The following is a 25098-nucleotide window of genomic DNA, read 5'->3' as shown; positions in this document are numbered from 1 at the left end:
GCAACATGACTGACGTACATGGCGCGGCGAGGCATGCGTCAGTTCCGGCTTGAACACGCCGGCCAATTAGATAACATGTTAATTAATGAGACCGGGGCCATCGAAGCCCGCCGTCGAAAACAGGGAGAGACGCGTGATGAGGAAAGCCTGTCTGGCGTTGCTGCTGGCAGCAAGCGTGACGCCTGCGCTCGCGCAGGACAAGACCTTCGATTTGAAGATCTCGCACTGGGTGCCGGCCTCGCATCCCCTACAGAAATCGCTGGAAGACTGGGCGGCCGCGGTCGAGAAGGACTCCGGCGGCACCATCAAGGGCAAGGTGTTTCCGGCCCAGCAGCTCGGCAAAGCCTTCGACCATTACGACATGGCGCGCGACGGCATCGCCGACGTCACCTATGTCAATCCGGGGTACCAGCCCGGCCGCTTCCCAATTATCGGCGCCGGCGAGCTGCCGTTCCTGATCTCGGACGCCAAGGGCGGCTCGATGGGGCTGGATGCCTGGTACCGCAAATATGCCGAGAAAGAGATGAAGGACGTCAAGTATTGTCTCGCCTTCGTCCACTCGCCCTCCTCATTCCACTCCCGCACCAAGAAGATCGTGGTTCCCGATGACGTGAAGGGCCTGAAGATCCGTCCAGCCCACGCTACCATGGCGAATTTCGTCACTTCGCTCGGCGGCACCAATGTGCAGTCCTCCGCACCCGAAGTGCGCGACATCATCGAGCGCGGCGTCGCTGACGGCGTCACCTTCCCCTGGGGCTCCCTGGTGCTGTTCGGCATCGACAAGGTGACCAAATACGACATGGAGGCGCCGCTCTACACCACGACCTTCGTGTTCGTGATCAATAAGGACAAGTACAATGCCATGTCCGACAAGCAGAAGGCCGCGATCGACAAGAATTGCACGGTCGAAATGGCAGGCGCGGTCGGCGAGCACTGGGGCAAGTTCGAGGACGCCGGCATCGACAAGGTGAAGGCGGAATTGAGCCACGAGGTCTACAAGCTCACGGGCGAGCAGACCGCGGCCTGGAAGAAGGCCGCCGAACCGCTGGTGAAGACCTGGAGCGACGGCGCCAAGAGGGCCGGCGCCGATCCGGATGCAGCCCTTGCGGATCTGAAGGCATCCCTGAAGAAGTACAACGCGCTGGCGGAGTGATGCGCGCTGTGGCGGCGCACTCGCTGCACCTCTCCCGCTTGCGGGAGAGGTCGGCGCCTAGCGCCGGGTGAGGGCTCTCTCCTCTTGGGGGTCCTCAAATGTGGAAGCACCCTCTCCCCAGCCCTCCCCCGCAAGCGGGGGAGGGAGCGCAGCTCATCGCGGGCACATCTCGAACTCGTCGGAAGGACTCTTTCCCCATGAAGCGCGCCTGGATGGATCGCTTTATCGACTCGATCGAATGGATCGCGGCAGGCTTTGTCGGCCTCGTCGCACTCGACATCTTCCTGTCGGTGCTGCTGCGCAACACGCTGAACTATTCGATTCCCGACAGTTTTGATATCGGCCGCATGCTGCTCGGCATCCTGATCTTCTGGGGCATCGCGGCGACCTCCTATCGCGGCACCCACATCACGGTCGACCTGGTCTGGGGCAATGTCGGGCCGCGTTATCAGCGCTGGATCGACGTGTTCGCAACATTGGTGCTGCTGTTCGTGGTGACCGTGCAGACCTGGACGCTGTTCGACAAGGTGCGCGGCACCTACAACGACAACGTCCAGACTTTCGACATGCACATGCCGACCTGGCCATTCTTCGCGATCGCATGGATCGGCGACGTCTCCGCCGTGCTGCTGATCGCGATTCGCACCTACCGGCTGATCTTCCATCCCGAAGAGATGCACGATCCAAAAATCAAGGCGACGGAGTGATCATGAGCACCGATGCCGTCGCCGTAATCGGCTTCGTTTCCCTGTTTGTCCTGATGCTGCTGCGCGTGCCCGTCGGCATGGCCATGGGCCTCGTCGGCGTCTCCGGTTTCTCCTATCTGGTCGGCGCGACGCCCGCGCTAAAGCTGGTTGGCCAGACCTCGATGCGCACGGTCACCGACTACACCTTCGGCGTCATCCCGATGTTCCTGCTGATGGGCTCCTTTGTCAGCAATTCCGGCATGAGCCGCGAGCTGTTCCGCGCCGCCAATGGCTTCGTCGGGCATCTGCGCGGCGGGCTCGGCATCGCCACCGTCGGTGCCTGCGGCGGCTTTGCCGCGATCTGCGGCTCCTCGGTCGCGACCGCCGCGACCTTCTCCGCCGTCGCCTATCCGGAGATGCGCCGCTTCGGCTATCCACAGTCCTTTGCCACCGGCGTGATCGCGGCCGGCGGCACGTTAGGTGCGATGTTGCCGCCCTCCACCGTGCTCGCGGTCTACGGCATCATCACCGAGCAGGACATCGGCAAGCTCTTCATCGCCGGCATCATCCCGGGTCTGCTCGCGATGACCATGTACATGATCACGATCGGCCTGATCGGCTATGTCAGGCCCGACTTCCTGCCCAAGGGCAAGGTGCTGCCGTGGCGCGAACGCTTTGCCGGGTTGAAGGACATCTGGGCGCCGGTGCTGCTGTTCGTCTTCGTCATCGGCGGTCTCTACGGCCTGCCGTTCCTGCCGCGCTTCACCCCGACGGAAGCCGGCGGCGTCGGCGCCACCGGTGCCTTCATCATCGGCGTGCTGACCGGCCGGCTCGACCGCGAGAAAGTGCTGGCCTCGCTGCTGCAGGCGACGCGCACCGCGGCCGCGGTGTTCACGGTGCTGATCGGCGCGCTGATCTTCGGCTACTTCCTGACGGTGACGCAGACGCCGCAGAAGGTCACGGAATTCCTCACCGGGCTCGGCCTCGGTCCATACGGCGTGCTGGCGCTGATCATGGTGATGTATCTGGTGCTCGGCTGCCTGATGGACGCCATGGCGATGATCATCCTCACCGTGCCGATCATCTTCCCCGTGATCATGCATCTCGGCTTCGACCCGATCTGGTTCGGCGTCATCATCGTCATGACCGTCGAACTTGGCCTGATCCACCCGCCGGTCGGCATGAACGTCTTCGTCATCAAGAGCGTGGTGAAAGACGTCTCCTTCTCCACCATCTTCAAGGGCGTGATCCCGTTCGTGGCGACGGATTTGGTGCGCCTCGTGATCCTGATCGCTTTCCCGCTGCTGGCAACCTGGCTGCCGACGCGGATGATGGCGCATTGACGAGGTGACGCGATGACCACACCGACGCTCGAGACAAAGTACGTCTTCACCATCACAGCAAAAATCGGCGACGTCGTCAGCGCCGGCGAGACCGGGATCGGCGTGCGACGCATCATTCCGATCATCGGCGGCGAGGTGACGGGCGCGATCGCCGGTCGTGTGCTCCCCTTCGGCGCGGACTTCCAGACCATCCGTCCCAACGAGCTGATCGACCTCGAAGCCAGATACGCCTTCCAGACCGACGACGGCGCGACCGTCTATGTCGAGAACAAGGGCATGCGCTTCGGCCCGGTGGAGCTGCTGCAAAAGCTCAAGCGCGGCGAGCCGGTCGATCCGAAGCTGATCTATTTCCGCACCGTGCCGAGATTCGAGACCGGCCACGAGACCTATCGCTGGCTGATGGAACATATCTTCGTGGCGTCAGCCGCGCGCCATGCCGACCGCGTGGTGATCGATGTGCACCAGGTGATGTAAGACACACCCGGCCGTCCTCCTGGCGAAGGCCCGGACCCCTACCGCGTGATCCATCGATTGTAGACGGCCGGAGTACCGGGCAAGGGGTCTTCGCCAAAGTGCTCCTTGGGGGTATGGGTTTCGGCCTTCGCCGGGACGACGTCGCGTTTTGGAGCAGCATTCTGGCGCGCCTGGACCGCCCCCGCCTTGACTCCCCCAAAATTCGTTATACAACATAACTATTCTGGCAAGGACGCAAATGACACAGGGAAACGCCGAGACCGCTAAGGCGGGCGCCTCCGGGCTGTTGAGGATCGAGCGCGCGGACCGGGTTCTGACCGTGGGTCTGAACCGGCCGGCCAAGCGCAACGCGCTCAATGACGGCATCATCCTGGAAATCGGCGAGTGTTTTGCGTCCCTGCCCGACGATATCGGCGCGGTCGTCATTCACGGCATCGGTGACCATTTCTCCAGCGGTCTCGACCTGTCCGAGCTGACCGAGCATGACGCGACCGGCGGCCTGCTCCATTCCCAGATGTGGCACCGGGTGTTCGACCGCATCCAGTATAGCCGCGTGCCCGTGATCGCCGCGCTCAGCGGGGCCGTGATCGGCGGCGGGCTGGAGCTCGCCTGCGCCGCGCATATCCGTGTCGCCGAGCCCTCGACCTATTTCGCCCTGCCGGAGGGGCAGCGCGGCATCTTCGTCGGTGGTGGCGGCTCGGTGCGCCTGCCGCGGCTGATCGGGGTCGCCAGGATGATGGACATGATGCTGACCGGCCGGGTCTATAGCGCGACCGAAGGCGCCTCCTACGGCTTTGCGCAATATCTGACGGATGCCGGTAACGGGCTCGGCAAGGCGTTGGAGCTTGCGACCAAGGTCGCCTCCAACGCGCCGCTGACGAATTTTGCCGTGCTCCAAGCACTGCCGATGATCGCGGAGGCCAATCCGCAGACCGGCCTGCTCATGGAATCGCTGATGGCGACCGTCGCGCAGAGCGACAAAGAGGCCAAGCGCAGGATCCGCGAGTTCCTCGAACACAAGACCGCAAAGGTGAAGCCGAAGTCATGAGCGCGCAGCCGTCCTCTTCCAGCACGGAGCGCGGCGCGAGCACTTTCCCGCTGCGGCCCATCTCGTTCGGCGATCCCGTCGTCGATATCGAGCGCCGCGACGATGGCACGATCTATCTCAGGCCAAAGCAGCCGCTCGGCGACTATCCCCTCCGCATCACCGACCGCCTGCATCATTGGGCGAACACGACGCCCGACCGCGTCTTCATGGCCGAGCGCGAAGGCAGCCGCGGCTGGCGCAAGATCACCTATGCCGAGCTGCTCACGGCGAGCCGGCACATCGCATCAAGCCTGATCGCGCGCGGCCTGTCGGCGGAGCGGCCGGTCGTCATTCTCTCCGGCAATTCGATCGACCACGCACTGCTCGCCTTCGGCGCGTTCTATGCCGGCATTCCGTTCTGCCCGGTGTCGCCGGCCTACTCGCTGGTGTCAAAGGACTATGGCAAGCTGTCCTATCTGATGAAGCTGCTGACGCCCGGCCTCGTCTTCGCGGAGGATGCCGACAAGTTCGCCGGTGCGCTCGCCGCCAATGTTTCGCTCGGCACCGAGATCGCCGCGTCCTATGGCAAGGTGCCGGGCCGCGACGTCACCCTGCTCGCCCACCTCATGGCGACGCCGATCCGCAGCGATCTCGACGGCGTCCACGGCAGGATCGGCCCCGACACGATCGCGAAGTTCCTGCTGACATCGGGCTCGACCGGCAATCCCAAGGCCGTCATCAACACCCAGCGCATGCTCTGCGCCAACCAGGTGATGCTGCGCGAGACGCTCGCCTTCCTCAAGGACGAGCCGCCCGTCATCGTCGACTGGCTGCCCTGGAATCACACTTTTGGCGGCAACCACAATATCGGGCTGACGCTCTACAACGGCGGCTCGATGTATCTGGACGCCGGCAAGCCGGTGCCCGGCGGCATCGAGGAAACGGTGCGCAATCTCCAGGAGATTTCGCCGACGGTCTATTTCAACGTACCCAAAGGCTACGAATCGCTGCTGCCGTATTTGCGCGACGACCAGGGCCTGCGCGCAAAGTTCTTCGACCGGCTGCATGCGATGTTCTTCTCCGGCGCGGCGCTGTCGCCCTTCGTCTGGAACAGCCTCGACGAGCTCGCGGTGAAGGAGAAGGGCTATCGCGTGCCGATGCTGACCGGCTTAGGTGCCACCGAGACCGCGCCGTTCTTCATGTCGGTCAATCCGCGCACCAGCCGCTCCGGCCATGTCGGGCTCCCGGTGTCAGGCAATGACGCAAAACTGGTGCCGAACAACGGCAAGCTCGAGGTCCGCGCCAAGGGGCCGAACGTGATGCCCGGCTACTGGCGCCAGCCCGACATCAGCGCGAAGTCCTTCGACGAGGAAGGATTTTACAAGCTGGGCGACGCGCTCAAGCCCGCCGATCCCAATGATCTCAACGCCGGCTTCGACTTCGACGGGCGCGTCAGTGAAGACTTCAAGCTCGCCAGCGGCACCTGGGTCAGCGTCGGACCCTTGCGCGCGCGCTTCGTTGCGGCCTGCGCGCCGCTGGTGCGCGATGTCGTCATCGCCGGCATCAACCGCGACGAGATCTCCGCGCTCGTGGTGCTCGACCTCGACGGTTGCCGGCTGATCAACCCGACGCTGCCTGCCGACGATCTCGTCGTCGCTGCGCGCGACCGGCTCGTGCGCGAGGCGTTCCGCGAACGCCTGACCGGTTTCCTGTCTTCGGCGACCGGCTCCTCGACACGGATCACGCGCGCGATCCTGATGGACACGCCGCTCTCGATCGACAAGGGCGAGGTCACCGACAAGGGCTCGATCAACCAGCGCGCCGTGCTCGAGCATCGCGCTGCATTGATCGACGAGCTCTATACTGCCAATCCATCGGACCGTGTGATATCGGTCGGGTAAGAAACCATCTCTATAGGAGAACGCCATGTTGTTGAAGGATCAGGCAGCCATCGTCACCGGCGGCGCATCGGGATTGGGCGCGGCGACCGCGCGAAAACTGGCGGCGCAGGGCGCCAAGGTCGCGGTGTGCGACCTCAATGCCAAGCTCGCGGAGACGGTTGCCGCCGAGATCAAGGGCGTGGCCGTGACCTGCGATGTTTCCGATGCCGCCTCGGCCGAGGCCGCCATCGCGCAGGCGACCAAGGCCCACGGCCCGGCCCGCGTGCTGGTCAATTGCGCCGGCATCGGCGTTGCAAAACGCGTGGTCGGCCGCGACGGTCCGATGGCGCTCGCCGATTTCGACAAGGTGATCAAGGTCAATCTGATCGGCACCTTCAATATGCTGCGCCTTGCCGCCGCCGAGATGTCCAAGCTCGAACCGCAGGCAACCGGCGAGCGCGGCGTCATCATCAACACCGCCTCGGTTGCCGCCTATGACGGCCAGATCGGGCAGTCCGCCTATTCGGCCTCGAAGGGCGGCATCGTCGGCATGACGCTGCCGATCGCGCGCGAGCTCGCACAATTCGGCGTCCGCGTGTTGACGATCGCGCCGGGCCTGTTCCTCACGCCGCTGCTCGCCAACCTGCCGCAGGAAGCCCAGGATTCGCTCGCCGCCGCGATCCCCTTCCCTCGCCGGCTCGGCAACGCCGACGAGTTCGCCGCGCTCGCGCTGCACATGGTCGAGAATGCGTATCTGAACGGCGAAGTGGTGCGCCTCGACGGTTCGCTGCGCATGGCGCCGAAATAAGGCGCGTCGCATGTTCGTGAACAGGCGCGACGTCCAGATCCAGTGGGGCGATTGCGACCCCGCCAATATCGTCTACTACCCGCGCTATTTCGCGATGTTCGACGATTCGACGTCGACCCTGTTCGAGGTCGCTGGATTCTCCAAACAGGATCTGGTCCGCAAATACGGCTTGGTGGGGATTCCCATGGTCGACACGCGGGCCAAGTTTTACATCCCCTCGACCTACGGCGACTGGATCACGATCGAGACCAGAATCGAGAGCATCAAGCGCTCGAGCTTCGAGGTGAAGCACAACGTCTACAAGGGTGACGCGCTGGCGATCGAGGGATTCGAGACCCGCGTCCTGGTCGGCCGCGATCCCGTTAACCCCGACAAGCTGAAATCGGCACCGTTCCCCGCGGAAATGGTTACCAAATTCACGGGGAGTTAGAGCCCGGAGCTAAATCGCCGCATCACCAAAAGAGGGGGCTGAATTACCCCCCGATTTCTGCTTTCAAAGAAGAACGTAAAGGGAGGAATAGATGAAACGCTTTTACCTGACCGCTGCCATTACCGCGGCCGCGCTGGCGCTGCCGGCCCTGCCCGCGCAGGCTCAGACCAGCGAGATCACCATCGGCATCACCACCACCACGACCGGCCCGGGCGCTGCGCTCGGCATTCCCGAACGCAACGCGCTGGAATTCGTGCCGAAGGAGATCGGCGGCGTGCCGCTGAAGGTGATCGTGCTCGACGACGGCGGCGATCCCACCACCGCGACCACCAACGCCCGCCGCTTCGTGACCGAATCCAAGGCCGACATCATCATGGGCTCGGCGCTGACGCCGCCGACCATCGCGGTCTCCAACGTCGCCAACGAGGCCGGCATTCCGCATTTCGGCCTCGCGCCTTTCCCGATTACGCCGGAGCGCATGAAATGGTCGGTGGCGATGCCGCAGCCGATCCCGATCGTGGGCAAGGTGCTGTACGACCACATGAAGGCCAAGGGCGTGAAGACCCTCGGCTATATCGGCTATTCCGACTCCTATGGCGACCTCTGGTTCAACGACCTCAAGGTCCAGGCCGTGCCGATGGGCATCACCATCGTCGACGAGGAGCGCTTCGCCCGTCCCGACACCTCGGTGACCGGTCAGGTGCTGAAACTCGTCGCCGCCAATCCCGACGCGATCCTGGTCGGCGCCTCCGGCACCGCGGCCGCGCTGCCGCAGACCGAGCTGCGCGAGCGCGGCTATCAGGGCCTGATCTACCAGACCCATGGCGCGGCCAGCATGGACTTCATCCGCATCGCCGGCAAAGCGGCCGAGGGCGTGCTGATGGCCTCGGGTCCCGTGATGGACCCGGAAGATCAACCGGACACCGCGCTGACCAAGAAGCCGGGCCTCGCACTCAACTCGGCCTATGAAGCCAAGTACGGTCCGAACAGCCGCAGCCAGTTCGCCGGCCATTCCTACGATGCGTTCGAGATCCTCAAGCGCATCATTCCGGCTGCATTGAAGACGGCCAAGCCCGGCACGCCGGAATTCCGCGAAGCGATTCGTCAGGCTTTGCTTACGGAGAAGGAATTGGCGGCAAGCCAGGGCGTCTACAACTTCACCGAAAAGGACCGCTACGGCCTCGACGACCGCTCGCGCATCCTGCTCACGGTGAAGAACGGCAAGTACTCGCTGGTGAAGTAGCCACGGCGAAGGTTTCGCAACGAGAAGAGCCGGCCCAATGGGCCGGCTCTTCTGTTTACGGTTGAGGTAGGCAGCAGCATCGACGCCGCGCAAACAAAGCCCGGCAGCGGGAATCACTCCCGCACATCCAATTATGCAAAGCTCTCGCAAGCGGGAGAGGTGCAGCGAGCGATGGACGCGAATTGCGCCTCAAGCCGCCTGCCGCAACGGGGTCCAGGCGAACTCCGGATAATACGTGTCCATCATGCGGTCGACATAGGTCGTGAGGTTCGGAAATCCCTCGGCGCGCTTGCGCAAGGCAGATTCGAAGAACGGCGTCAGGATCCCGGCAAGTGCGCCGAAAGCGGTGGCATCGACGCCGCAGGGCCTGCTGCCCATCAGATACGACTTGTCGCCGAGCTGCACCGAGAGCGCGAACAGCGAGCGTACGGCGAGATCGACATCGTCGTCGGGCGCGTGGCGGCCCAACCCGGAGAGCAGATAATTCTCGGCAACACGGAATTGCGCGTCCTCGCGCAGCTTCTCGCGGCTATGTTCGGGCGCGCCGTCGAAGAAATGCGACGGGCCCTTGGCGAAATTGACCGGATCGACCCAACGCGCCCCGACCAGCGCCCAATAGACGTGGTGCTCGATCATCCGCTCGAACGCCCAGGCCTGTGCGCGCTCGGTCAGCGACAGGCCGGCGTCGAAATCGAAGCCGTAGCGCCGCTCGATATGGGCGCGGATGAAGGTGGAATCGGCCACCGCCTCGCCGCCGTCGTCGATGAAGGGCAGCTGCCCCTTGGGCGAAGCGGGCGGCATCGCGCGCTCCTTCCGGTAGGGCAACCCCGCCATCTTGAGCTGCACCTCCGTCTTGGTGACGAAGGGGCTGATTTCCGGCAGGCCGAAGCCGGTGCCAAAGCCGTAAAGCGTGATCATGAAACCTCTCCTGAAACTACCGAAACTGACGGAACCTATCTGCCCGCTGCTGCCACCATGGTGGCAGCAGCCGTGATATCTTCTGCGAAACGGGCCCCCTGCCAGGCGCGGCCCATGATGTGGTGGACGAGCGCGTCCGCAGCCTGGATCAGCGAGCGTGCCACCACGCTTGCGAACGCAAATCGGAGGTCAGCAGCCATGAGATCGAACGAGACGAGGCGGCTAAGCCCCCGGGCCTGCCACATCTGGGCGCGCCACAGCGGACTGGCCGAGCCGAAATGGGTTGGAATGATCATGGACAAATCCTCTTCAGTCGACGTGTTGTCCCGGTATAGAACTCCCCTGCTGCCAACATCCTGTCAGCAGCCGCGCGCCGTCTTTTGAAAAGACCACGAACAAGAGACCAGTCATGAGACGTGCCGACCGGCTGTTTCAGATCATCCAGGTGCTGAGGCGTACGCGTAAACCGCTCACGGCGGACGCGATCGCGGCCGAGCTCGAGACTTCGAAGCGCACCGTCTATCGCGACATCGCAACCCTCATCGGCCAGCGCGTGCCGATTCGCGGCGAAGCCGGCATGGGCTACATCCTGGAAAAGGGTTTCGACCTGCCGCCGCTGATGCTGACGCCCGACGAGATCGAGGCAGCAGTGCTGGGCGCGCAATGGGTCGCGGGCCATGCCGACTCCGCGCTGGCGCGCGCCGCCGAAGATTTGATGGCCAAGATCGCCGACACCGTCCCCGAGCGCCTGCGTCCCTTCGTGCTGGAGCCGGCGAGCCGCGCGCGGCCAAGCTGGAACAGGGAGCCGGACCGCCTCGACATGGCGCGCACGCGCACCCAGATCCACGAAGGCAAGAAGATCATGTTGCGCTATCGCGACGAGCAGGGCCGCCCCAGCGAGCGTATGATCTGGCCGATTTCGGTCGGCTATCTCGAAGCCGTGCGCCTGCTCGCGGCTTGGTGCGAGCTGCGCAGCGACTTCCGCAGCTTCCGCACCGACCGCGTGGTGGAGGCAACCTATCTCGACGAAAAATATCCGGAGCGGCGCGACGTGCTGCGCGCAAGATGGCGGCAGAGCCTGGTCTGGGGCCCGCCAAAGGACACGTGACCACGATGGAACAGACCTCGCCGCTCGATCCGTCGAGCTGTTGCCAGAGTTGCGGTGCCTGCTGCGGCTATTCGGCGAACTGGCCGCGCTTCTCGATCGAGAGCGACGAAGAGCTTGCAGCTATCCCGGAAGCGCTCGTCAACGCGCGCCAATCCGGCATGCGCTGCGAGGGCGATCGCTGCTCGGCGTTAAAGGGAGAGATCGGCACGGCGACAGCATGCGGCATCTACGCGGTGCGGCCGGAGGTGTGCCGCACCTGCATGCCGGGCGACGCCGAATGCACGATGGCGCGGCGGAAATTCGGGCTCCCGGCGCTAGAGGCCGTCTAAGCCGGAACGGCTACGCCGATTTCGCCGCTGATCTCGTCGTCGAGCTCGTCCTCGAGTGGGGCCAGTACCGAGAGCGGCTTGGTCGACAGCGTGATCGGCTTGCGCCCGCCCGAGAGCGACGGCGAGGATTTCGCGGCGCCTGCGCGCGACAGCGCATAGAGCGTCGAACCGACGCGGCCGCCGTTCTCGATCAGGTCGCGCTCGCTACAGCTTGCGGCGATCGCGAGCGCCAGCGAATGCAGGTGGCTGCGGCGATAACAGAACAGCGCCAGCCTGGCGCGCGCGTCAGGGGCAACACTCTCAACCAACCTGGGCAGGCCACTCTCGCTGGCGCGGTACATCTCGCCAAGGAGCTCGTCGCGGACCGGGCAGAAATCGCTTTCAAAGGTGTCGCGGCTTGAAAACATTGCAGTTCTCCCTCGTGTACGGAAGATGCCGCGCAATTCTCTAACGAAAGGTTAACCACTCTGCCCGGTAGTCACCCGGGGTCCTTGCGCCCTGGCCGCGAATCACGGGAACGCGACTGCCGCCACAGCGGCATGGCCGGGGCTTTTTATGCCGGTCAGGAATTGCCCCGCATCGCGCTAAGCCCGGCCTCAGTTCGCCGCCATGAAGATGGAGAGCCCGAAGCCGGTGAGGTGATGCAGTGCTTGGTCGACGCCGATCAGGGTCCAGAACCAGGGGTGCGCCATGTCGACACCGAAATTTGCCGAGACCAATCCCTTGGCGCGGTCGATCGTGATGTGGATCAGGAAATCGATGAATGCCACGAACCAGAATTTCGGGGCCACGATCAGGATCAGCGGCAACGCAACCGCAAGGTGAACGAGGCAGTGCACCAAAAGCGGCAGGGCCCAGCCGTGCTTCTGGTCCTTGCCCTGCGCCATCCAGGCGGTCTGGAGGACGAAATCGGCGATGATGTGCTTGAAGGTGAGCAGCAGCATCCAGCCAATGAGCGCTTCAACCGGAACCGCCGATGACATGGGTGGAAACGACAAGCTGACGCCCTCATTGACGTGACAAGAAAAATCGGAGCGTTCAGCGCAACTTCTTCTTGGACCGGTCAAACGGCCGGGACCTCTGATTTATGACATCTCCCGGGGCGGAATGCAGCCGGGGGGAACCGGAAAATCGTCAACTGTGGCTAACTGGTGATAGGATGACCAATCGCCGCGGTGGCGCCGAGTAAGGTTACCTACGGCTCGAAATTTGCATTCCGCAACCTTGGCGCTATCATTGGCGGTAGAGAAATACGTTCTTTTTTTCAGGCGTTTACGAATTACAGGCGCCCGCTGCGCTTCCCGTCCACGCGCCGCCGCCAGCCAAAGAATAAGGCCAGAGTGCTGCCATGAGTGCTGAAGGCCCCACCGCATCACCGATCGAGCCGCCGCCCCGGCGCCCCAAAGTGATCAAGACCAACCAGCAGCAGGTCTTCCTCTACGTCGTGCTGACTCTGCTGCTGTCGCTTGCCACCGTCTGGGCCGGCCGCACGTTGCTGCACAATTCGGAAACGCTGACCTTTGCCGTCGGTGGGCCCAACAGCGACGAGGCGCTGTTCGCGGCCAAGCTCGCCGCTCTCCTGAAGAACAACGCCTCGCGCTTTCGGATCAAGATTGTCAACAATGCGGACAACGGCAAGGCGATTGCACAGTTCGATCGCAAGCAGGCCGACCTCGCCGTGTTGCGCACGGACGCGAAAGTGCCGCTGCGGGCGCGCACGCTTGCGATCCTCGAGCACGATCTCGTGCTCCTGCTTGGTCCCGGCAACAAGAAGATCAAGTCGCTCGCCGAGTTGAAAAAGAAGAAGGTCGCGGTCCTCGCCGAGAACGAATCCTCGCTCGCCTTCGTCCGCAGTGTTCTCGACGTCCCCGACGGCCCCGATGCCACGAAAATCCAGATGGCGCCGCAGGGCGCAACGCTCGACAAGCTGTTTGCCCCGGCAAATGGCTTTGGCGCGGTGATTGCCATCGTCCACGCCTCCAGAGCTGTCAGGGACAAGTCCTATCAGCAGGTCGCCAAGCACGGCGGCTTCACGCTTAATGCGATCGACGAGGCCAAGGCACTGGCGCGCAAATTCCCGGGCATTTCCGACGAGACGCTGACAGCGGGCACGTTGTCGGCATCCCCGCAAATTCCCGAGGACGATCTCGACACCATCGGGCTCGAATGGCTCCTGGTCGCACAATCCAGGATGTCGCCGACCACCGCAGGCGAGCTCGCGCGCATCGTCTACGAGAACAAATCCGCGCTCGGGCTCGACAACGGCTTTGCCACCAGGATAGAGCCGGCCTCTGTCGAGAAGGACGCCTTCGTGATGGCGCATCGGGGCGCCGCCGATTACATCAACGACGACACCAAGTCGTTCATGGATAAGTACAGCGACCTGATGTATCTGGGCGCCGCCGCCCTCAGCATCATCGGCTCGATCTTCGCTGCGATCTACGCCAAGATCACGAGGATCGCGCCGGAGAAGGCCAGCGAGCTCTCCACCGCCATTCTCGACATCGGCGAGCGGATCGAGCACGCCCATTCGCTGGATCAGCTCGAGTGCCTCCAGGACGAGTTGGAGAGCATCTTGCGCGGAGCCGTCGTTGGACTCAGAGACGGTACGATCAGCACCGACGGGCTCGATACCTTCAAGCTGGGCTATGAGCTCGTCCGCGACGAGATCGGGATGCGCCGCGACTATCTGAAACGTCATGCCAGCGAGAATGAACAGGCCGCCCGCGATGCCGGTTCGCCCCACGACGACAGCAATGTCGTGGTGGTCAAGACTGCGCAGAGCGCCTGATCCGCGGGGTTTGATGCCCTCAACTCGGGCCGACGGACGTCCTGCCCGGGAGATCGACGGCGGGAACTCAGGAACCGTCACCAGCCACAACCGTTGGCTCCCGGATTGCAACCGGAGAACGCGCCATGCGTACACTCCTCGTCATCTTCCTGCTGGGAATGCTGGCGGCGGTTGGCTATTTCGCCTATTCCGCCATGGCGGTCGAAGGCGAGCCGATCCCGACGGAAGGCTATTGGGCCCTCGCGCTGGGGGCCGGATTTTCCGTCGTCGTCGGCGTTGGCCTGATGGTGCTGCTGTTTTTCAGCAGCCGCCGCGGCTACGACGAGCCACCGCATTTCAGGTAGCGTCTCAGTCTGGCGCTCCGCCAGGCACCTTACCCGCCCTCAGTGTCCGCCCTGTTCGACGACGCTGCGGCCCGAGCCCGTCGTTGACGGCCTAGGCCCGGGCGGGCACTTTGGCCCTGAAGTCCCAGCCGAGACCACGAGCCAGAACCGAGCCGCCTTCCCCATGTCCAAGCCGCTGATCTCCGCTCTGGGCCAGTTCACGGCCGCCACGGCCGGTCGCAACATGACCAAGGCGGCCTATGTGGCCGTCGGCGTTGGCGTGCTCAGCATGGTGCTGCTGACTGTCGATCCGGCTTATGAGGCGTCGCGCCGCTGGGTCGATATCCTGCTGTGGGCCTGCCTCCTCTATTTCGTATTCGAATGGCTGGTCCGGCTTCGCCATATGACGCGGCAGGGGCGGCTTACGCTCTACATGTCGTCCTCGGCCGGAATCGTCGACGCGGTCGGAGCGCTGGCCGTGCCGACTGCGCTGGTTCTCGGCGTCGAGCCGAAGACGGCATGGCTGCTCAGCGTGCTCTGGGTGCTGAAGGTGGTGCCGGGCATTCCGGGCTTGCGGCAGCTGCGCCGCGTGCTGGTGCTGGAATCGGGACCGCTGATCAGCGTGCTCGTGATCTTCTTGATGGTGATCTTCCTCGCCTCGGTCGCCGAATATTTCCTGGAAAGGGACGTGCAGCCGCAGACGTTTGGCAGCGTCCCTGCCGCGCTATGGTGGGCCGTCGCCACACTGACGACGACGGGCTATGGCGACATCGTGCCGATCACTCCGCTCGGACGCATGGTGGCGGCGCTGGTGATGATCTCCGGCCTCGGCGTGTTCGGGCTGTGGACCGGTATTCTGGCGACCGGCTTTGCCGCGGAGACCAGGCGCGACAATTTCCTCAAGACCTGGGAAGCCGTCAGCAAGGTGCCGTTCTTCGCTGCGCTCGGGCCTGCGGCCATCGCCGACGTCACCCACATGCTGCGTACCATGGAGCTGCCAGCACGCACCATAGTCATCCGCAAGGACACGCAAGGCGACTGCATGTATTTCATCGCCGCCGGCGAGGTCGAGGTCGACCTGCCCGGCAAGAAGGTGCAGCTCGGCGAGGGCGCCTTCTTCGGTGAGATGGCGCTGCTCGGCAACAACAAGCGCGGCGCCAATGTCTCGACCACGAAAGTGTCGCGGCTGTTGGTGCTCGACCTCGTCGATTTCCGCGTGCTGATGGCGCGGCATCCCGAGCTCGCCGAGACCATCGACGCCGAGGCGAAGCGGCGCGCGCTCGAAAACACATGAATGGAGACAAGAATGTCGGACGCAGCCGACGCGACCAGCCCCGTGCTCGAAATCACTGGCGCACGCGCCACCATCCGCCTCAACCGACCAAAGCATCTCAACCGGCTCCAGGCGGAGGATCTTGACGAACTGGTCAAATTGTTCGACCGGATCGAAAGCGATCCTGGTATCCGCGTGCTGGTGCTCACCGGCACCGGGCGCGCCTTCTCCGCGGGCTACGATCTCAATTCGGTGGCGGAACGCGCTGTCAGCGCACAGGAGCAGCAGAGCGCGGGCTCGGCGTTCGAGGCGGTCGTCAATCGGCTCGAGGATTTGGGCGTACCGACGATCTGCCGGCTCAACGGCGGCGTCTACGGCGGCTCGACCGACCTCGCGCTGGCCTGCGATTTCCGCATCGGTGTCGACACCGCCGAGATGTTCATGCCGGCGGCGCGGCTCGGGCTGCATTATTACCCGAGCGGCATCAAGCGCTACGTGACCCGGCTCGGCGCCGACAATGCCAAGAAACTGTTTCTGACCGCGCAGAAGATCAGCGCTCCCGAAATGCTGCGCATCGGCTATCTCACTGCCATGGTGCAGGTGGAATTCCTGGACGAGGAGGTCGACAGGCTCGCCACTATCCTCGCCGGCAACGCGCCGCAGGCGATGGGCGGCATGAAGCGCGCCATCAACGAATTCGCCCGCGGCGAGCTGGACGAAGCCGCCGCCGATCAGCGTCACCGCGACAGTATGCGCGGCGACGAGATCAAGGAAGGCATCAAGGCCTTCGCGGAGAAGCGGCCGCCGCGGTTTTGAGAGCTTGTGGGGGACGATGCCGCCACATATTGCATCGTCGTCCCGACTAGCGCGCCTCGGGCGCGCGACCCTATCATCCTCCAGCGGCCGCCGCATGCTGCGCGGCCATCTCCTCATCCGCCGCATTGATGCGCTGGAACGCAGGCCGCGATGTCATGCGCTCGGCATAGCGGACGAAAACGTCCTTCTTCGGCAGGATGCCGAACATCATGGTCCAGCTTAACGCGACGCCCCACAGCACGTCCGCCGCCGTCATGCGCTCGCCGAGCAGATACGGCCCCTTCGCCAGCTGCGCCTCGAGCGCGCCCAGCATGGTGTCGTAATCGGCATAGGGCGATTGCGTGATCGGCGCCGGCTCGCGCTGCATGAACTTGTCGATGAGGGCCGGCTCGAAGGATGAGCCGTAATAGGCAATCCAGCGCAGGTAAGGCCCGCGCAGCGGATCGTTCAACGCGGGCGTCAGCCCCGCCTGCGGGAAGAGATCGGCGAGATAGATGGTGATCGCGACCTGCTCGGTCACAAGCGCCTCGCCGTGGCGGACCGCGGGCACCTTGCCGAGCGGGTTGATGGCGAGATAGGCGGGCTTGCGCTGCTCGCCGGCTTTCATGTTGAGGACATGGAGATCATAGGGCGCGCCCAACTCCTCCAGCAACACCCGCGTGCCGGTGGCGCGGCTCTGGGGCGAATAATACAGCGTGATGCGGTTCGGATCGGTCATGGCGGGTCTCCCATCTGGCCTTTTGGCTATAGCGCAGCTTGTAGCGGATCATACCTGACATCTTGTGTCAGGTATGATCTAAGGAGATCATGCGCGCGAGCCGGATGTTGTCGATCCTCACCACCCTCCAGGCCAAGGGGCAGGTCACCGCGCCCGAGCTCGCGGAAGCCTGCGAGGTGTCGGTGCGCACGATCTATCGCGACATCGATGCGCTCGCCGCGTCCGGCGTGCCTGTCTACGCCGACCGCGGCGCGGAGGGCGGCTATCGCCTGCTTGACGGCTATCGCGTGCGGCTGAATGGACTGTCGCAAAGCGAGGCAGGCGCGCTGTTCCTGGCGGGATTGCCGGGCCCGGCCGCGGCGCTGGGGCTCGACGCCGCGATGATCGCCGCGCAGAACAAGTTGATGGCGGCGCTACCCGCGAATCTGCGCGAGGACGCCGGGCGGATGCAGGAGCGATTTCACCTGGACGCGCCGGGCTGGTTCGGCGAGGCCGAAGACCCAAAGCATCTGCGCACCATCGCTGGCGCAGCTTTGCGGGGGACGCTGATCAAGATCCGCTATCAAAGCTGGCGCGCAGAGAAGCAACGCCGCGTCGCTCCGCTCGGCCTCGTGCTGAAGGGCGGCAGCTGGTATCTCGCAGGGCAAGTCGACGGCAATGTGCGCACCTATCGCATCGCGCGGGTGCTCGACTGCACGGCGCTCGACGATCGCTTCGATCGTCCCGCCGGGTTCGATCTCGCTTCCTACTGGCAGGCCGCGACACTTCGTCTCGAGGCCGAGATGCACCCCAAGGTGGCGATTGTCCGGCTGTCGCCATTCGGCGTCAAGCTGCTGGATGCGTTGAGCCAGCCTTACGTCAAGGCACGCACGCAGCTTGAAGAGACCGCCGACGCAGATGGCTGGCGCATCGCCAGGGTCCCGGTCGGCAAGACGTCATGGCATGCCGCGGCCGAACTGCTGCGGTTGGGCCCCGAGGCTGAAGTGCTGGAGCCCGCCGATCTCCGCGACAAGTTGGTGGAGCTGACGCAGGCGATGGCCGCACGCTATCACGTGGCGCGGAAAGCCTGACGGCGGCACAATTGTCGCGGCGCACGAAACAATCCTGAAACACGATTCTCAGCCGACGCCATGAACGCATTCGCGTCTCGGTCCGACCGAGATGCAGGGACACAACAATGGCACTGCGCCAAATGGAGAATGAAGATGTTTCGTAAGCTTGCACTTGGTCTGATCGCTGCCGGCTCGCTCGGCGTTGCCGCGCTCGCTCCCACCGCCGCCTCGGCCGGCGGCTTCCATCACCACTGGGGTCATCACCATTGGGGTCCCGGCTGGGGCTTTGGCGGCGTCTACGTCAACACCGGCGTCAGCAACTGCTACCAAGAGCGCCTCGTCCAGACCCGTCACGGCCTGCGCGTGCGCGTCGTGAATGTCTGCGCCTACGGGATCTACTGATACCTCGCATCGTCGACAGAGCCCCGATCACTCCGCGATCGGGGCCTTTGCGTGGAGCTAGCTAGCCAACCTGCCGCTGCCGGCGAAACCAGGCCCAGGTCTCGCGCGTCGTTCTGATGTAGCCGCGGCCGCGATGGACAATCTCGCCATCGACGATCTCGTTCAGCTTCGGCAGCGCATGAAAGGGGATCGAGGGATAGGCGTGATGCTCGACATGATAGGGCATGTTCCACGCGAACCATTTGACGATCGCGCCGGTATAGGTCGTGCGGGTATTCTGGAAGGCGCTGCGGGTGCGGTCGCAGCCAGTATGCTCGGCGTAGAGATAGGGCCGCAGGAAAAACTGCCCGATCACGAGCGGGACGATCCAGACCCAGAGCAGCATGGCCGACGAGAGCCACAGCGACAGCGCAAGCAACATCGCGTAGAGCGCGACATAGGCGCGCGCCTCGGCCACGATGATGGAGCGCTTGCTCTCGGGGATCCAGGGCACGACGACCTTGCCGGTGATGGCATGGCCGAGCATCAGCCATAGCCGGCCGGCGACCTGAAGCAGGCCGCTATAGGCGATCGCGAGCTGGGTGTCGGATTTCGGCTTCACGCCGACGATCAGCTCGGGGTCCTTGTCCGGATCCTGGGTGTAGCGGTGGTGATCCCAGTGGAACAGGCAATAATATTCGTAAGGCAATCCAATGATGAAAGCCGAGAGATAGCCAACTGCGAGATTGAGGCCGCGGCTTTTGAAAGCGGTCTTGTGCGCTGTCTCGTGCACCGCCATGAACAGGAAGGCAACGACATAGCCCTGCACAGCCATCAACGGCAGCGCCCAAAGCACGCCATGGCGCGAGGCGACCATCCAGATCACCATGCCCACCAGCACGATCGCGCCATAATGGCCGAGGCTCTGCGCCGCGCCCCTGAAGTCGGAGCGGACCGACAATTGGCGCAGCATCGCCGGTGTCAGCGGTTTCAAGCGATGGCCGGGTTCTGAAACAATTGTGTCAGCCATGTCAGGATGCCTGCCTACCTGCTGAGAAGCGCTGCGATCTCGGCCTGGATGAAAGCCTGATCGCGCGGATTGTTGAGGGGGTTGCCGGCGCGATGGCCGTGCAGCGACGGGATCGGATGCAACACCGCCGATTTCGCGCTGGTCAACCGGCCGAGTTCATCTTCGTTGTCGCGGACGTCGAAATAGCGATCGGTCGCACCCGGCATCAGCAACATATGGGCCTTGATCGCGCCGAGCGCGCGGCCGAAATCGCCACCGAATGCGGCGCAGCGGCTGACGTCGCCATTCTGCCAGATCTCGATCTGCGCCAGGAGATCGTTGGCGTCGCGTCGCGCAAAGGCGGCATCCCAGCCACGCACGAGATAATCTTCGAGCGAGGTGAAACCGGCGTCGCGCCAAATCTCGCCGCGATAGAAGCCGTGCGACATCGCCCAGCCGGCATAGACACGTCCCATCGCGCGGTAGCCGGCGACGGGCTTCTCGACGAAGCGGCCATCGCGGAAGGCGGGATCGGCGGTCAGGGCGGCCTTCACGCTTTCGAGAAAGACATGATTGTAGGGCGCGCAGCGTGCACTGCCGCAGACGATCGCTGCGCGCTCCACCATATCAGGGTGTAGCGCCGCCCAATGATAGGCCTGCATACCGCCCATCGACCAGCCATAGACCAGCGCGAGCTTCGAGATGCCGAAACATTCGGTGAGCAGCCGGTGCTGGACCGAGATCGCGTCGTGATAGGTGACCTTCGGGAACGGCGCGGCGGTATTCGACGGCGATGAGGACAGGCCGTTGCCGAAGAGGTTCGGTATGATGATGAAGTAGCGCGTCGGATCGAGCACTCCGTCGGGCCCGATCAGCCATTCGGTGTCGACGTGCTGCGCGCTGAAAGAGGTCGGATAGAGGATGACGTTGTCCCTGGCCGGGCTCAGCGTTCCATAAGTCTTGTAGGCGAGCTTCAGCCCGGGAAAGACGGTGCCGGACTGGAGCGTGACGTCGCCGGCCTCGAATATCCCGTAGTCGCTCTCTGCCGTCATGGGCCAAACTCCCGCTCACGCATCGCAAGGCGCGCGGCGTTTGGCAATGCACCGATCATGCCGAATCCGCCAGCGCGCCATCGCCCGCGCTCAATAATTGTACTTATAGTACAGTTATTCGGGCGCGGCAAGCGCTCCCAAAACGGCATGTGGCTCAGGCGATGGCCGCCAGATAGCGTGCGACCGAGGTAGCAAAAGCGGCCTTGGCGCCTGCGGCGACGTTGCGGCCCGACCAGGCGCCATAGATGCGGTCGAAGGCGAGCGGCTCAACGGCAGATGCGATCCGCCGCACCGCGGCGGCGTTGAGCGGCATGTAGTTGGGGTAGGAATACATGAAGCTGACGAACCGGCGATCCATCGTCACCTGCGCGATATCGCTGGTGAGCAGCGCGCCCCTGCCGTCCGCACCGTGCCGCCAGTGCAGCACGGTGGCACCGGCGAAATGACCGCCGGTGCGCAGCAGCAGCACGTCGTCGGAGATGCGGTGGTAATCGCCGGTCCAGTGCACGATCGATGCATGCGGCCGCGTCACCCATTGGCGATCATCTGAGTGTAGATAGACCGGCACGCCGCCGAACGCCTCGCTCCAGTCGGCGAGCGCGCCATAATAATGCGGATGCGAGATCGCGATCACCTTCAGTTCGCCGAGCGAACGCACATGCGCAATCGCCTCTGGTGTTGCCAGCGGTATGCAGTCCCACATCATGCAGCCGCCGCTGAGCGGGACCAGCAGCGCGCGCTGGCCGATGGCGAAGCTCGGCTCGAGCGAGAGGCCGGTCAGGCCGAGATCGTCGCGCCAGACGACGCGGTGGCGTTCTGCCAGCGCCTCGCGAGTCAGGAAACTTTGCCCTTTCCAGCCCACAAACTGCCGTTCGTCCTCGCAGATCGGACAGGATGCGGGCGGATGTCCGCTGTCCGGAAATTGCGCGCCGCAGGTTTCGCAGGTCCAGAGTGGCATGGCCGAGATCCTGATCGAGACAGTCGCAAGTATGACATGACGTCGCGGTCATGCGATCGCAAGGGCGATCGGAACCAACGCGACGAGCGCAGGTTAGGTTCTGGTCCGCCCGGGCGCCCATGGGCCCGAACTCTCCGCCTCATGCGAGATCCTATTCGATCGGCAGCATTGCGTTCAGCGTCTCGATGACATCGCGCCCTTCACCGTCTCGTATCTGGCCCCTGTTCGCGCTCAACTTCTTCATGGCCGACATGCAGTCGGGCATCGGGCCGTTCGTCGGCGTCTTCCTCCAGGAGCGCGGCTGGGCGAGTGGATTGATCGGCACAGCACTGACGATCGGCAACGTCGCGGGCATGTTGATCACCACCCCGATCGGCGGCTTAATCGATTCCAGCCGCAACAAGCGCATGTGGGTCGTCATCCCCGGCATCTGCGTGGTGCTGGCATCTGCAATCATCCTGATCTCGCAAAATTTCTGGGCCGTCACCTTTTCCCAGGTCGCCCAATCGCTGGCGAGCGCCGCGATCGTGCCGGCGGTGACAGGCATCACGCTCGGCATCGCCAAGCAGAAGGGCTTCAACGCGCTCAACGGCCGCAACCAGGCATTCAACCACGCCGGCAACATGGTCGGCGCCGCGCTGTCGGGCTATCTCGGCTACAAGTTCGGCTATATCGCCGTGTTCGTGCTGGCGGCCATATTCGGCGCCATCGCGATCGCCTGCGTGCTGATGATTCCCGCCAAGGCGATCGATGATCGCGCCGCGCGCGGCAGCAAGGAGGACGACTCCAAAGCTCCGCCGGATGCAATGACGATGCTGCTCAAGCACAAGCCGCTGCTCGTGCTGGCACTCGCGCTCGCCCTTTTCCATCTCGGCAATGCCGCGATCGTGCCACTCTATGGACTTGCGGCAGTGGCCGACGGGCAGGCCAATGGCCCGAGCTTCGTCGCGACCACCGTCGTGATTGCGCAGGGCGTGATGATCGTGACCTCGCTGATCGCGATGAAGGCCGCGAGCAAGCGCAATTACTGGCCGGTGATCCTCATCTCCTTCATGTTCCTGCCCATCCGCGGCGTGCTTGCTTTCTTCGTCACGGGATGGTGGGGCGTCGTGCCAATGCAGGTGCTCGACGGCATCGGCACCGGACTCCAGACCGTTGCCGTCCCCGGCATGGTCGCGCGGTCCCTTAACGGAACCGGTCGCATCAATCTAGGCCAAGGCGCGGTAATCACGGTGCAGGGCGTCGGCGCGAGCTTCAGTCCCGCGCTCGGTGGCTGGATCGCGCAATGGATCGGCTACGGCCCGACCTTCCTACTGCTCGGCGGCTTTGGGCTAGCCTCGATGGCGCTGTGGCTGGCGTTCGCCGCGACGGTGAAGAAGTATTGAGGGCGCATCTCCGCAATGACGATGTGGAAACGCTGTTGTTCCAAGGCTGACTGCGGAGTCGCGGGGCCCCTCACCCGGGATTCTCTCTCTCAAATTCCAGCTCTCCCCGCACGCATGGAGAGGCGAAAAGCGCGTTCATGTTGCAAAATTCTTCTGGATCGCCTTGTCGAGCGTGTCGCCGCCGACGAAACGCTGGCGCAGCTCCCGCTTGAGCAGCTTGCCGCTCGGATTCTTCGGCAAGCTATCCACGAAGATGACGCGCTTGGGGACCTTGAAAGGCGCCATCTGGCCGGCGCAATGCTTGATGACGGACTCTTCGTCCAGCGTCTCGCCGTTCTTGACCACGATGATCGCGGTCACCGCCTCGATCCAGCGCGGATCGGGCAGGCCGACGACGGCGACCTCGGAGACAGCGGGGATGCGGTAGACTATTTCCTCGACCTCGCGGCTTGCGACGTTCTCGCCGCCGGTCTTGATCATGTCCTTGACGCGATCGACCACGGTGATGTGGCCCTCGTCGTCGACGGTAGCGAGATCGCCCGAGTGAAACCAGCCGCCTGAAAACGCCGCCGCGGTCTTCTCCGGATCATTGTAATAGCCGGAGAGCAGATGCGACGAGCGGTGCACGATCTCCCCGACCTCACCCACCTTGACGTCCTCCATCGCAGTGTTGACCACCCGCGTCTCGACGTTGAGCACCGGCTTGCCGGCCGAGCCGGCCTTGCGCAGCTGATCCTCCGGTCGCAGCACGGTCGCGAGTGGCGCGATTTCGGTCTGGCCGTAGAAATTCCAGAATCTGACGTTGGGCAGGCGGCGCTGCAGTTCGAGCAGCACCTCCACCGGCATGATCGAGGCGCCGTAATAGCCCTTCTGCAAGCTCGACAGGTCGGTCTTGTCGAAATTCGGCGAGCGCAGCATCGCGATCCAGATCGTCGGCGGCGCGAAGAACGAGGTGATCTTGTGCGCCTGGATGTGCGCCAGGATGTTGTCGGCGGTCGGCTTGCCCGTGATCACGCCGGAAGCGCCGAGATAGATTTGCGGCCCCAGAAACACGTCGAGCTGGGCGCAATGATAGAGCGGCAATGCGTGCAGGAACTTGTCGTCCACGCTCATGCCGCCGTCGATGATGCAGCTGACATACTGCCACATCACGGCTTCATGGGTCAGCATCGCGCCCTTGGGCAGCGATTCCGTGCCGCTGGTGTAGACGATCTGTGCGAGATCGCGGCTGTCGACCGGCGCATCCAGGAACGAGCCGTCGGCGTGCAAGAGATCATCGAAGGTGGTGAGGCCCGAAGGTGCCGTGGCCGGATCTTCGCCCGGCAACCAGATCATCTTCTCGACGGCGCAATCCTTGGCGCTGGCCGCGCGCGCTTGCTCGACGAAATCAGGACCGGTTGCGAGCAGCTTTGCCCCAGAACTCTTCAGGATAAAGTTGATCTCGTCCGGATTGAGCATGAAGTTGATCGGCACCAGCACGGCGCCGATCCGTGCCACGGCAAAGCGCAGCGCCGCGAAGGCGTGCGAATTGCGCGAGAGCACGGCGAGACGGTCGCCTTTTTTGACGCCGAGACCGAGCAGGCCGCGGCCGAGCCGGTTGCAGATCGTGTCCATCTCGGCAAAGCTCCAGCTCATATTGCCGCAGCTCACCGCGAGCTTGTTCGGCTCGCGGCCTGCCGACCGGCGTAGGAGATCGCCGATGGAATGCTCGCGGGCTTTCGCGATGGTGGCTGCGGTATCGCTGGTCATTTCCGTCCCCTAATTTGCGATCGCGCAGAGGCCGGCCCGAACATTCGTCAGGCGGGTTGCATGCGCACGCTTCCCATGTTTGCGCAAACCGTAGTTGGCGCAATCGCCCGCGTCAATTCAGCCGATGAGCGCGGCGCCGTTACGCAAGAATTGGCACTTCAGAGAGGCAATCTGGGCTGGTGCACCAATTAT

General features: G+C 63.9%; 27 protein-coding genes. 18 read left to right on the top strand and 9 right to left on the bottom strand.

The genetic code is table 11. The features are described 5' to 3' along the window. The first annotated feature begins 136 nt into the window (after window positions 1–136). The 9 genes from IVA78_RS21895 to IVA78_RS21855 all read left to right on the top strand — a co-directional run bounded on the left by IVA78_RS21895 (window position 137) and on the right by IVA78_RS21855 (window position 9044). A complete protein-coding gene (locus IVA78_RS21895; protein WP_247467760.1) occupies window positions 137–1153 on the top strand; it encodes a TRAP transporter substrate-binding protein in 1017 nt (338 codons plus the stop codon). 197 nt (window positions 1154–1350) lie between these two features. After that, on the top strand, window positions 1351–1860 hold the full coding sequence (locus IVA78_RS21890) for a TRAP transporter small permease (RefSeq protein WP_247277892.1): 510 nt from the start codon (window positions 1351–1353) through the stop codon (window positions 1858–1860). A gap of 2 nt (window positions 1861–1862) precedes the next feature. Continuing rightward, a complete protein-coding gene (locus tag IVA78_RS21885) occupies window positions 1863–3182 on the top strand; it encodes a TRAP transporter permease (protein WP_247294557.1) in 1320 nt (439 codons plus the stop codon). Between the two features lie 12 nt (window positions 3183–3194). Further along, window positions 3195–3656, top strand: coding sequence for a DUF3237 domain-containing protein (locus IVA78_RS21880; protein WP_247467758.1), 462 nt, complete (start codon window positions 3195–3197; stop codon window positions 3654–3656). Window positions 3657–3894: 238 nt separating this feature from the next. Beyond that, window positions 3895–4704, top strand: coding sequence for a crotonase/enoyl-CoA hydratase family protein (locus IVA78_RS21875; protein WP_247277895.1), 810 nt, complete (start codon window positions 3895–3897; stop codon window positions 4702–4704). Further along, window positions 4701–6584 carry a feruloyl-CoA synthase gene (locus IVA78_RS21870; protein WP_247467755.1) on the top strand — a complete coding sequence of 628 codons (1884 nt, stop codon included), beginning with the start codon at window positions 4701–4703 and terminating at the stop codon, window positions 6582–6584. Before IVA78_RS21875 ends, IVA78_RS21870 begins: the two co-directional genes overlap by 4 nt. 25 nt (window positions 6585–6609) lie before the next feature. Continuing rightward, the gene (locus IVA78_RS21865; RefSeq protein WP_247277897.1) at window positions 6610–7371 is read left to right on the top strand and encodes an SDR family NAD(P)-dependent oxidoreductase; all 762 of its coding nucleotides are present in this window, start codon (window positions 6610–6612) and stop codon (window positions 7369–7371) included. A 10-nt stretch (window positions 7372–7381) separates the two neighbouring features. Continuing rightward, entirely contained in the window at window positions 7382–7801 is a 420-nt protein-coding gene (locus IVA78_RS21860) for a thioesterase family protein (RefSeq protein WP_247467752.1), read from the top strand. Between the two features lie 91 nt (window positions 7802–7892). Then, complete coding sequence (locus tag IVA78_RS21855) at window positions 7893–9044, top strand: ABC transporter substrate-binding protein (protein WP_247277899.1); 1152 nt, start codon at window positions 7893–7895, stop codon at window positions 9042–9044. Between the two features lie 189 nt (window positions 9045–9233). On the opposite strand, the gene IVA78_RS21850 is transcribed toward IVA78_RS21855, so the two are convergent. Both IVA78_RS21850 and IVA78_RS21845 read right to left on the bottom strand, forming a co-directional pair. Further along, window positions 9234–9962, bottom strand: a complete 729-nt coding sequence (locus tag IVA78_RS21850) for a glutathione S-transferase family protein (RefSeq protein ID WP_247467749.1) — start codon at window positions 9960–9962, stop codon at window positions 9234–9236. 35 nt (window positions 9963–9997) lie between these two features. Further along, a complete protein-coding gene (locus tag IVA78_RS21845) occupies window positions 9998–10258 on the bottom strand; it encodes a hypothetical protein (RefSeq protein ID WP_247277901.1) in 261 nt (86 codons plus the stop codon). 113 nt (window positions 10259–10371) lie between these two features. Between IVA78_RS21845 and IVA78_RS21840 the strand changes: the two genes are divergently transcribed. Further along, entirely contained in the window at window positions 10372–11070 is a 699-nt protein-coding gene (locus IVA78_RS21840) for a YafY family protein (RefSeq protein ID WP_247467746.1), read from the top strand. A gap of 5 nt (window positions 11071–11075) precedes the next feature. Further along, complete coding sequence (locus IVA78_RS21835) at window positions 11076–11399, top strand: YkgJ family cysteine cluster protein (RefSeq protein ID WP_247277903.1); 324 nt, start codon at window positions 11076–11078, stop codon at window positions 11397–11399. Here the strand turns inward: IVA78_RS21835 and IVA78_RS21830 are convergent. After that, complete coding sequence (locus tag IVA78_RS21830; protein WP_247467744.1) at window positions 11396–11806, bottom strand: hypothetical protein; 411 nt, start codon at window positions 11804–11806, stop codon at window positions 11396–11398. The two genes, IVA78_RS21835 and IVA78_RS21830, sit on opposite strands and share 4 nt — an antisense overlap. Before the next feature lie 189 nt (window positions 11807–11995). After that, a complete protein-coding gene (locus IVA78_RS21825) occupies window positions 11996–12343 on the bottom strand; it encodes a DUF3307 domain-containing protein (protein WP_247468065.1) in 348 nt (115 codons plus the stop codon). A gap of 404 nt (window positions 12344–12747) precedes the next feature. On the opposite strand from IVA78_RS21825, the gene IVA78_RS21820 reads away from it, so the two are divergent. From IVA78_RS21820 to IVA78_RS21805, 4 genes are all read left to right on the top strand, one after another. Continuing rightward, complete coding sequence (locus tag IVA78_RS21820; RefSeq protein ID WP_247467741.1) at window positions 12748–14190, top strand: TAXI family TRAP transporter solute-binding subunit; 1443 nt, start codon at window positions 12748–12750, stop codon at window positions 14188–14190. A 125-nt stretch (window positions 14191–14315) separates the two neighbouring features. Then, window positions 14316–14534, top strand: coding sequence for a hypothetical protein (locus tag IVA78_RS21815; RefSeq protein ID WP_247277906.1), 219 nt, complete (start codon window positions 14316–14318; stop codon window positions 14532–14534). Between the two features lie 163 nt (window positions 14535–14697). After that, entirely contained in the window at window positions 14698–15807 is a 1110-nt protein-coding gene (locus IVA78_RS21810; protein ID WP_247467738.1) for a cyclic nucleotide-gated ion channel, read from the top strand. A gap of 12 nt (window positions 15808–15819) precedes the next feature. Continuing rightward, entirely contained in the window at window positions 15820–16602 is a 783-nt protein-coding gene (locus IVA78_RS21805; RefSeq protein WP_247467735.1) for an enoyl-CoA hydratase/isomerase family protein, read from the top strand. A gap of 73 nt (window positions 16603–16675) precedes the next feature. Here the strand turns inward: IVA78_RS21805 and IVA78_RS21800 are convergent, their stop codons facing one another. Further along, complete coding sequence (locus IVA78_RS21800) at window positions 16676–17320, bottom strand: glutathione S-transferase family protein (protein WP_247467732.1); 645 nt, start codon at window positions 17318–17320, stop codon at window positions 16676–16678. Window positions 17321–17409: 89 nt separating this feature from the next. Here IVA78_RS21800 and IVA78_RS21795 point away from each other — a divergent pair, with 89 nt between their 5' ends. Further along, window positions 17410–18390: a YafY family protein gene (locus IVA78_RS21795; RefSeq protein ID WP_247467730.1), complete on the top strand. Its 981-nt coding sequence runs from the start codon at window positions 17410–17412 to the stop codon at window positions 18388–18390. 135 nt (window positions 18391–18525) lie between these two features. Next, complete coding sequence (locus IVA78_RS21790) at window positions 18526–18774, top strand: hypothetical protein (protein WP_247417203.1); 249 nt, start codon at window positions 18526–18528, stop codon at window positions 18772–18774. A gap of 61 nt (window positions 18775–18835) precedes the next feature. On the opposite strand, the gene IVA78_RS21785 is transcribed toward IVA78_RS21790, so the two are convergent. The 3 genes from IVA78_RS21785 to IVA78_RS21775 form a co-directional block, all read right to left on the bottom strand. Beyond that, window positions 18836–19783, bottom strand: coding sequence for a fatty acid desaturase (locus tag IVA78_RS21785; RefSeq protein WP_247467725.1), 948 nt, complete (start codon window positions 19781–19783; stop codon window positions 18836–18838). Window positions 19784–19797: 14 nt separating this feature from the next. Then, window positions 19798–20814: an alpha/beta fold hydrolase gene (locus IVA78_RS21780; protein ID WP_247467723.1), complete on the bottom strand. Its 1017-nt coding sequence runs from the start codon at window positions 20812–20814 to the stop codon at window positions 19798–19800. 154 nt (window positions 20815–20968) lie between these two features. Further along, a complete protein-coding gene (locus tag IVA78_RS21775; protein WP_247467720.1) occupies window positions 20969–21772 on the bottom strand; it encodes an MBL fold metallo-hydrolase in 804 nt (267 codons plus the stop codon). Window positions 21773–21957: 185 nt separating this feature from the next. Here IVA78_RS21775 and IVA78_RS21770 point away from each other — a divergent pair, with 185 nt between their 5' ends. Continuing rightward, entirely contained in the window at window positions 21958–23157 is a 1200-nt protein-coding gene (locus IVA78_RS21770; RefSeq protein ID WP_247277915.1) for an MFS transporter, read from the top strand. A 135-nt stretch (window positions 23158–23292) separates the two neighbouring features. Here IVA78_RS21770 and IVA78_RS21765 read toward each other — a convergent pair whose 3' ends face one another. Next, a complete protein-coding gene (locus IVA78_RS21765; RefSeq protein ID WP_247467717.1) occupies window positions 23293–24906 on the bottom strand; it encodes an acyl-CoA synthetase in 1614 nt (537 codons plus the stop codon). Between the last annotated feature and the right edge of the window lie 192 nt (window positions 24907–25098).

This window comes from Bradyrhizobium sp. 137, assembly GCF_023074095.1.
In the GTDB taxonomy this organism is placed as follows: domain Bacteria; phylum Pseudomonadota; class Alphaproteobacteria; order Rhizobiales; family Xanthobacteraceae; genus Bradyrhizobium.
Note: the sequence above shows the minus strand (reverse complement) of the source record. Positions and strands in the feature narration are given on the sequence as shown.

Excerpts from the sequence above, each read along its gene's own strand:
- IVA78_RS21800 (WP_247467732.1), bottom strand. The coding sequence starts at position 17,320 with ATGACCGATCCGAACCGCATCACGCTGTATTATTCGCCCCAGAGCCGC.
- IVA78_RS21840 (WP_247467746.1), top strand. The coding sequence starts at position 10,372 with ATGAGACGTGCCGACCGGCTGTTTCAGATCATCCAGGTGCTGAGGCGT.
- IVA78_RS21825 (WP_247468065.1), bottom strand. The coding sequence starts at position 12,343 with ATGCTGCTGCTCACCTTCAAGCACATCATCGCCGATTTCGTCCTCCAG.
- IVA78_RS21875 (WP_247277895.1), top strand. The coding sequence starts at position 3,895 with ATGACACAGGGAAACGCCGAGACCGCTAAGGCGGGCGCCTCCGGGCTG.
- IVA78_RS21805 (WP_247467735.1), top strand. The coding sequence starts at position 15,820 with ATGTCGGACGCAGCCGACGCGACCAGCCCCGTGCTCGAAATCACTGGC.
- IVA78_RS21845 (WP_247277901.1), bottom strand. The coding sequence starts at position 10,258 with ATGATCATTCCAACCCATTTCGGCTCGGCCAGTCCGCTGTGGCGCGCC.
- IVA78_RS21880 (WP_247467758.1), top strand. The coding sequence starts at position 3,195 with ATGACCACACCGACGCTCGAGACAAAGTACGTCTTCACCATCACAGCA.
- IVA78_RS21790 (WP_247417203.1), top strand. The coding sequence starts at position 18,526 with ATGTTTCGTAAGCTTGCACTTGGTCTGATCGCTGCCGGCTCGCTCGGC.
- IVA78_RS21855 (WP_247277899.1), top strand. The coding sequence starts at position 7,893 with ATGAAACGCTTTTACCTGACCGCTGCCATTACCGCGGCCGCGCTGGCG.
- IVA78_RS21820 (WP_247467741.1), top strand. The coding sequence starts at position 12,748 with ATGAGTGCTGAAGGCCCCACCGCATCACCGATCGAGCCGCCGCCCCGG.
- IVA78_RS21870 (WP_247467755.1), top strand. The coding sequence starts at position 4,701 with ATGAGCGCGCAGCCGTCCTCTTCCAGCACGGAGCGCGGCGCGAGCACT.
- IVA78_RS21830 (WP_247467744.1), bottom strand. The coding sequence starts at position 11,806 with ATGTTTTCAAGCCGCGACACCTTTGAAAGCGATTTCTGCCCGGTCCGC.
- IVA78_RS21795 (WP_247467730.1), top strand. The coding sequence starts at position 17,410 with ATGCGCGCGAGCCGGATGTTGTCGATCCTCACCACCCTCCAGGCCAAG.
- IVA78_RS21770 (WP_247277915.1), top strand. The coding sequence starts at position 21,958 with ATGACATCGCGCCCTTCACCGTCTCGTATCTGGCCCCTGTTCGCGCTC.
- IVA78_RS21885 (WP_247294557.1), top strand. The coding sequence starts at position 1,863 with ATGAGCACCGATGCCGTCGCCGTAATCGGCTTCGTTTCCCTGTTTGTC.
- IVA78_RS21815 (WP_247277906.1), top strand. The coding sequence starts at position 14,316 with ATGCGTACACTCCTCGTCATCTTCCTGCTGGGAATGCTGGCGGCGGTT.
- IVA78_RS21810 (WP_247467738.1), top strand. The coding sequence starts at position 14,698 with ATGTCCAAGCCGCTGATCTCCGCTCTGGGCCAGTTCACGGCCGCCACG.
- IVA78_RS21835 (WP_247277903.1), top strand. The coding sequence starts at position 11,076 with ATGGAACAGACCTCGCCGCTCGATCCGTCGAGCTGTTGCCAGAGTTGC.
- IVA78_RS21780 (WP_247467723.1), bottom strand. The coding sequence starts at position 20,814 with ATGACGGCAGAGAGCGACTACGGGATATTCGAGGCCGGCGACGTCACG.
- IVA78_RS21765 (WP_247467717.1), bottom strand. The coding sequence starts at position 24,906 with ATGACCAGCGATACCGCAGCCACCATCGCGAAAGCCCGCGAGCATTCC.
- IVA78_RS21850 (WP_247467749.1), bottom strand. The coding sequence starts at position 9,962 with ATGATCACGCTTTACGGCTTTGGCACCGGCTTCGGCCTGCCGGAAATC.
- IVA78_RS21785 (WP_247467725.1), bottom strand. The coding sequence starts at position 19,783 with ATGGCTGACACAATTGTTTCAGAACCCGGCCATCGCTTGAAACCGCTG.
- IVA78_RS21890 (WP_247277892.1), top strand. The coding sequence starts at position 1,351 with ATGAAGCGCGCCTGGATGGATCGCTTTATCGACTCGATCGAATGGATC.
- IVA78_RS21865 (WP_247277897.1), top strand. The coding sequence starts at position 6,610 with ATGTTGTTGAAGGATCAGGCAGCCATCGTCACCGGCGGCGCATCGGGA.
- IVA78_RS21860 (WP_247467752.1), top strand. The coding sequence starts at position 7,382 with ATGTTCGTGAACAGGCGCGACGTCCAGATCCAGTGGGGCGATTGCGAC.
- IVA78_RS21895 (WP_247467760.1), top strand. The coding sequence starts at position 137 with ATGAGGAAAGCCTGTCTGGCGTTGCTGCTGGCAGCAAGCGTGACGCCT.
- IVA78_RS21775 (WP_247467720.1), bottom strand. The coding sequence starts at position 21,772 with ATGCCACTCTGGACCTGCGAAACCTGCGGCGCGCAATTTCCGGACAGC.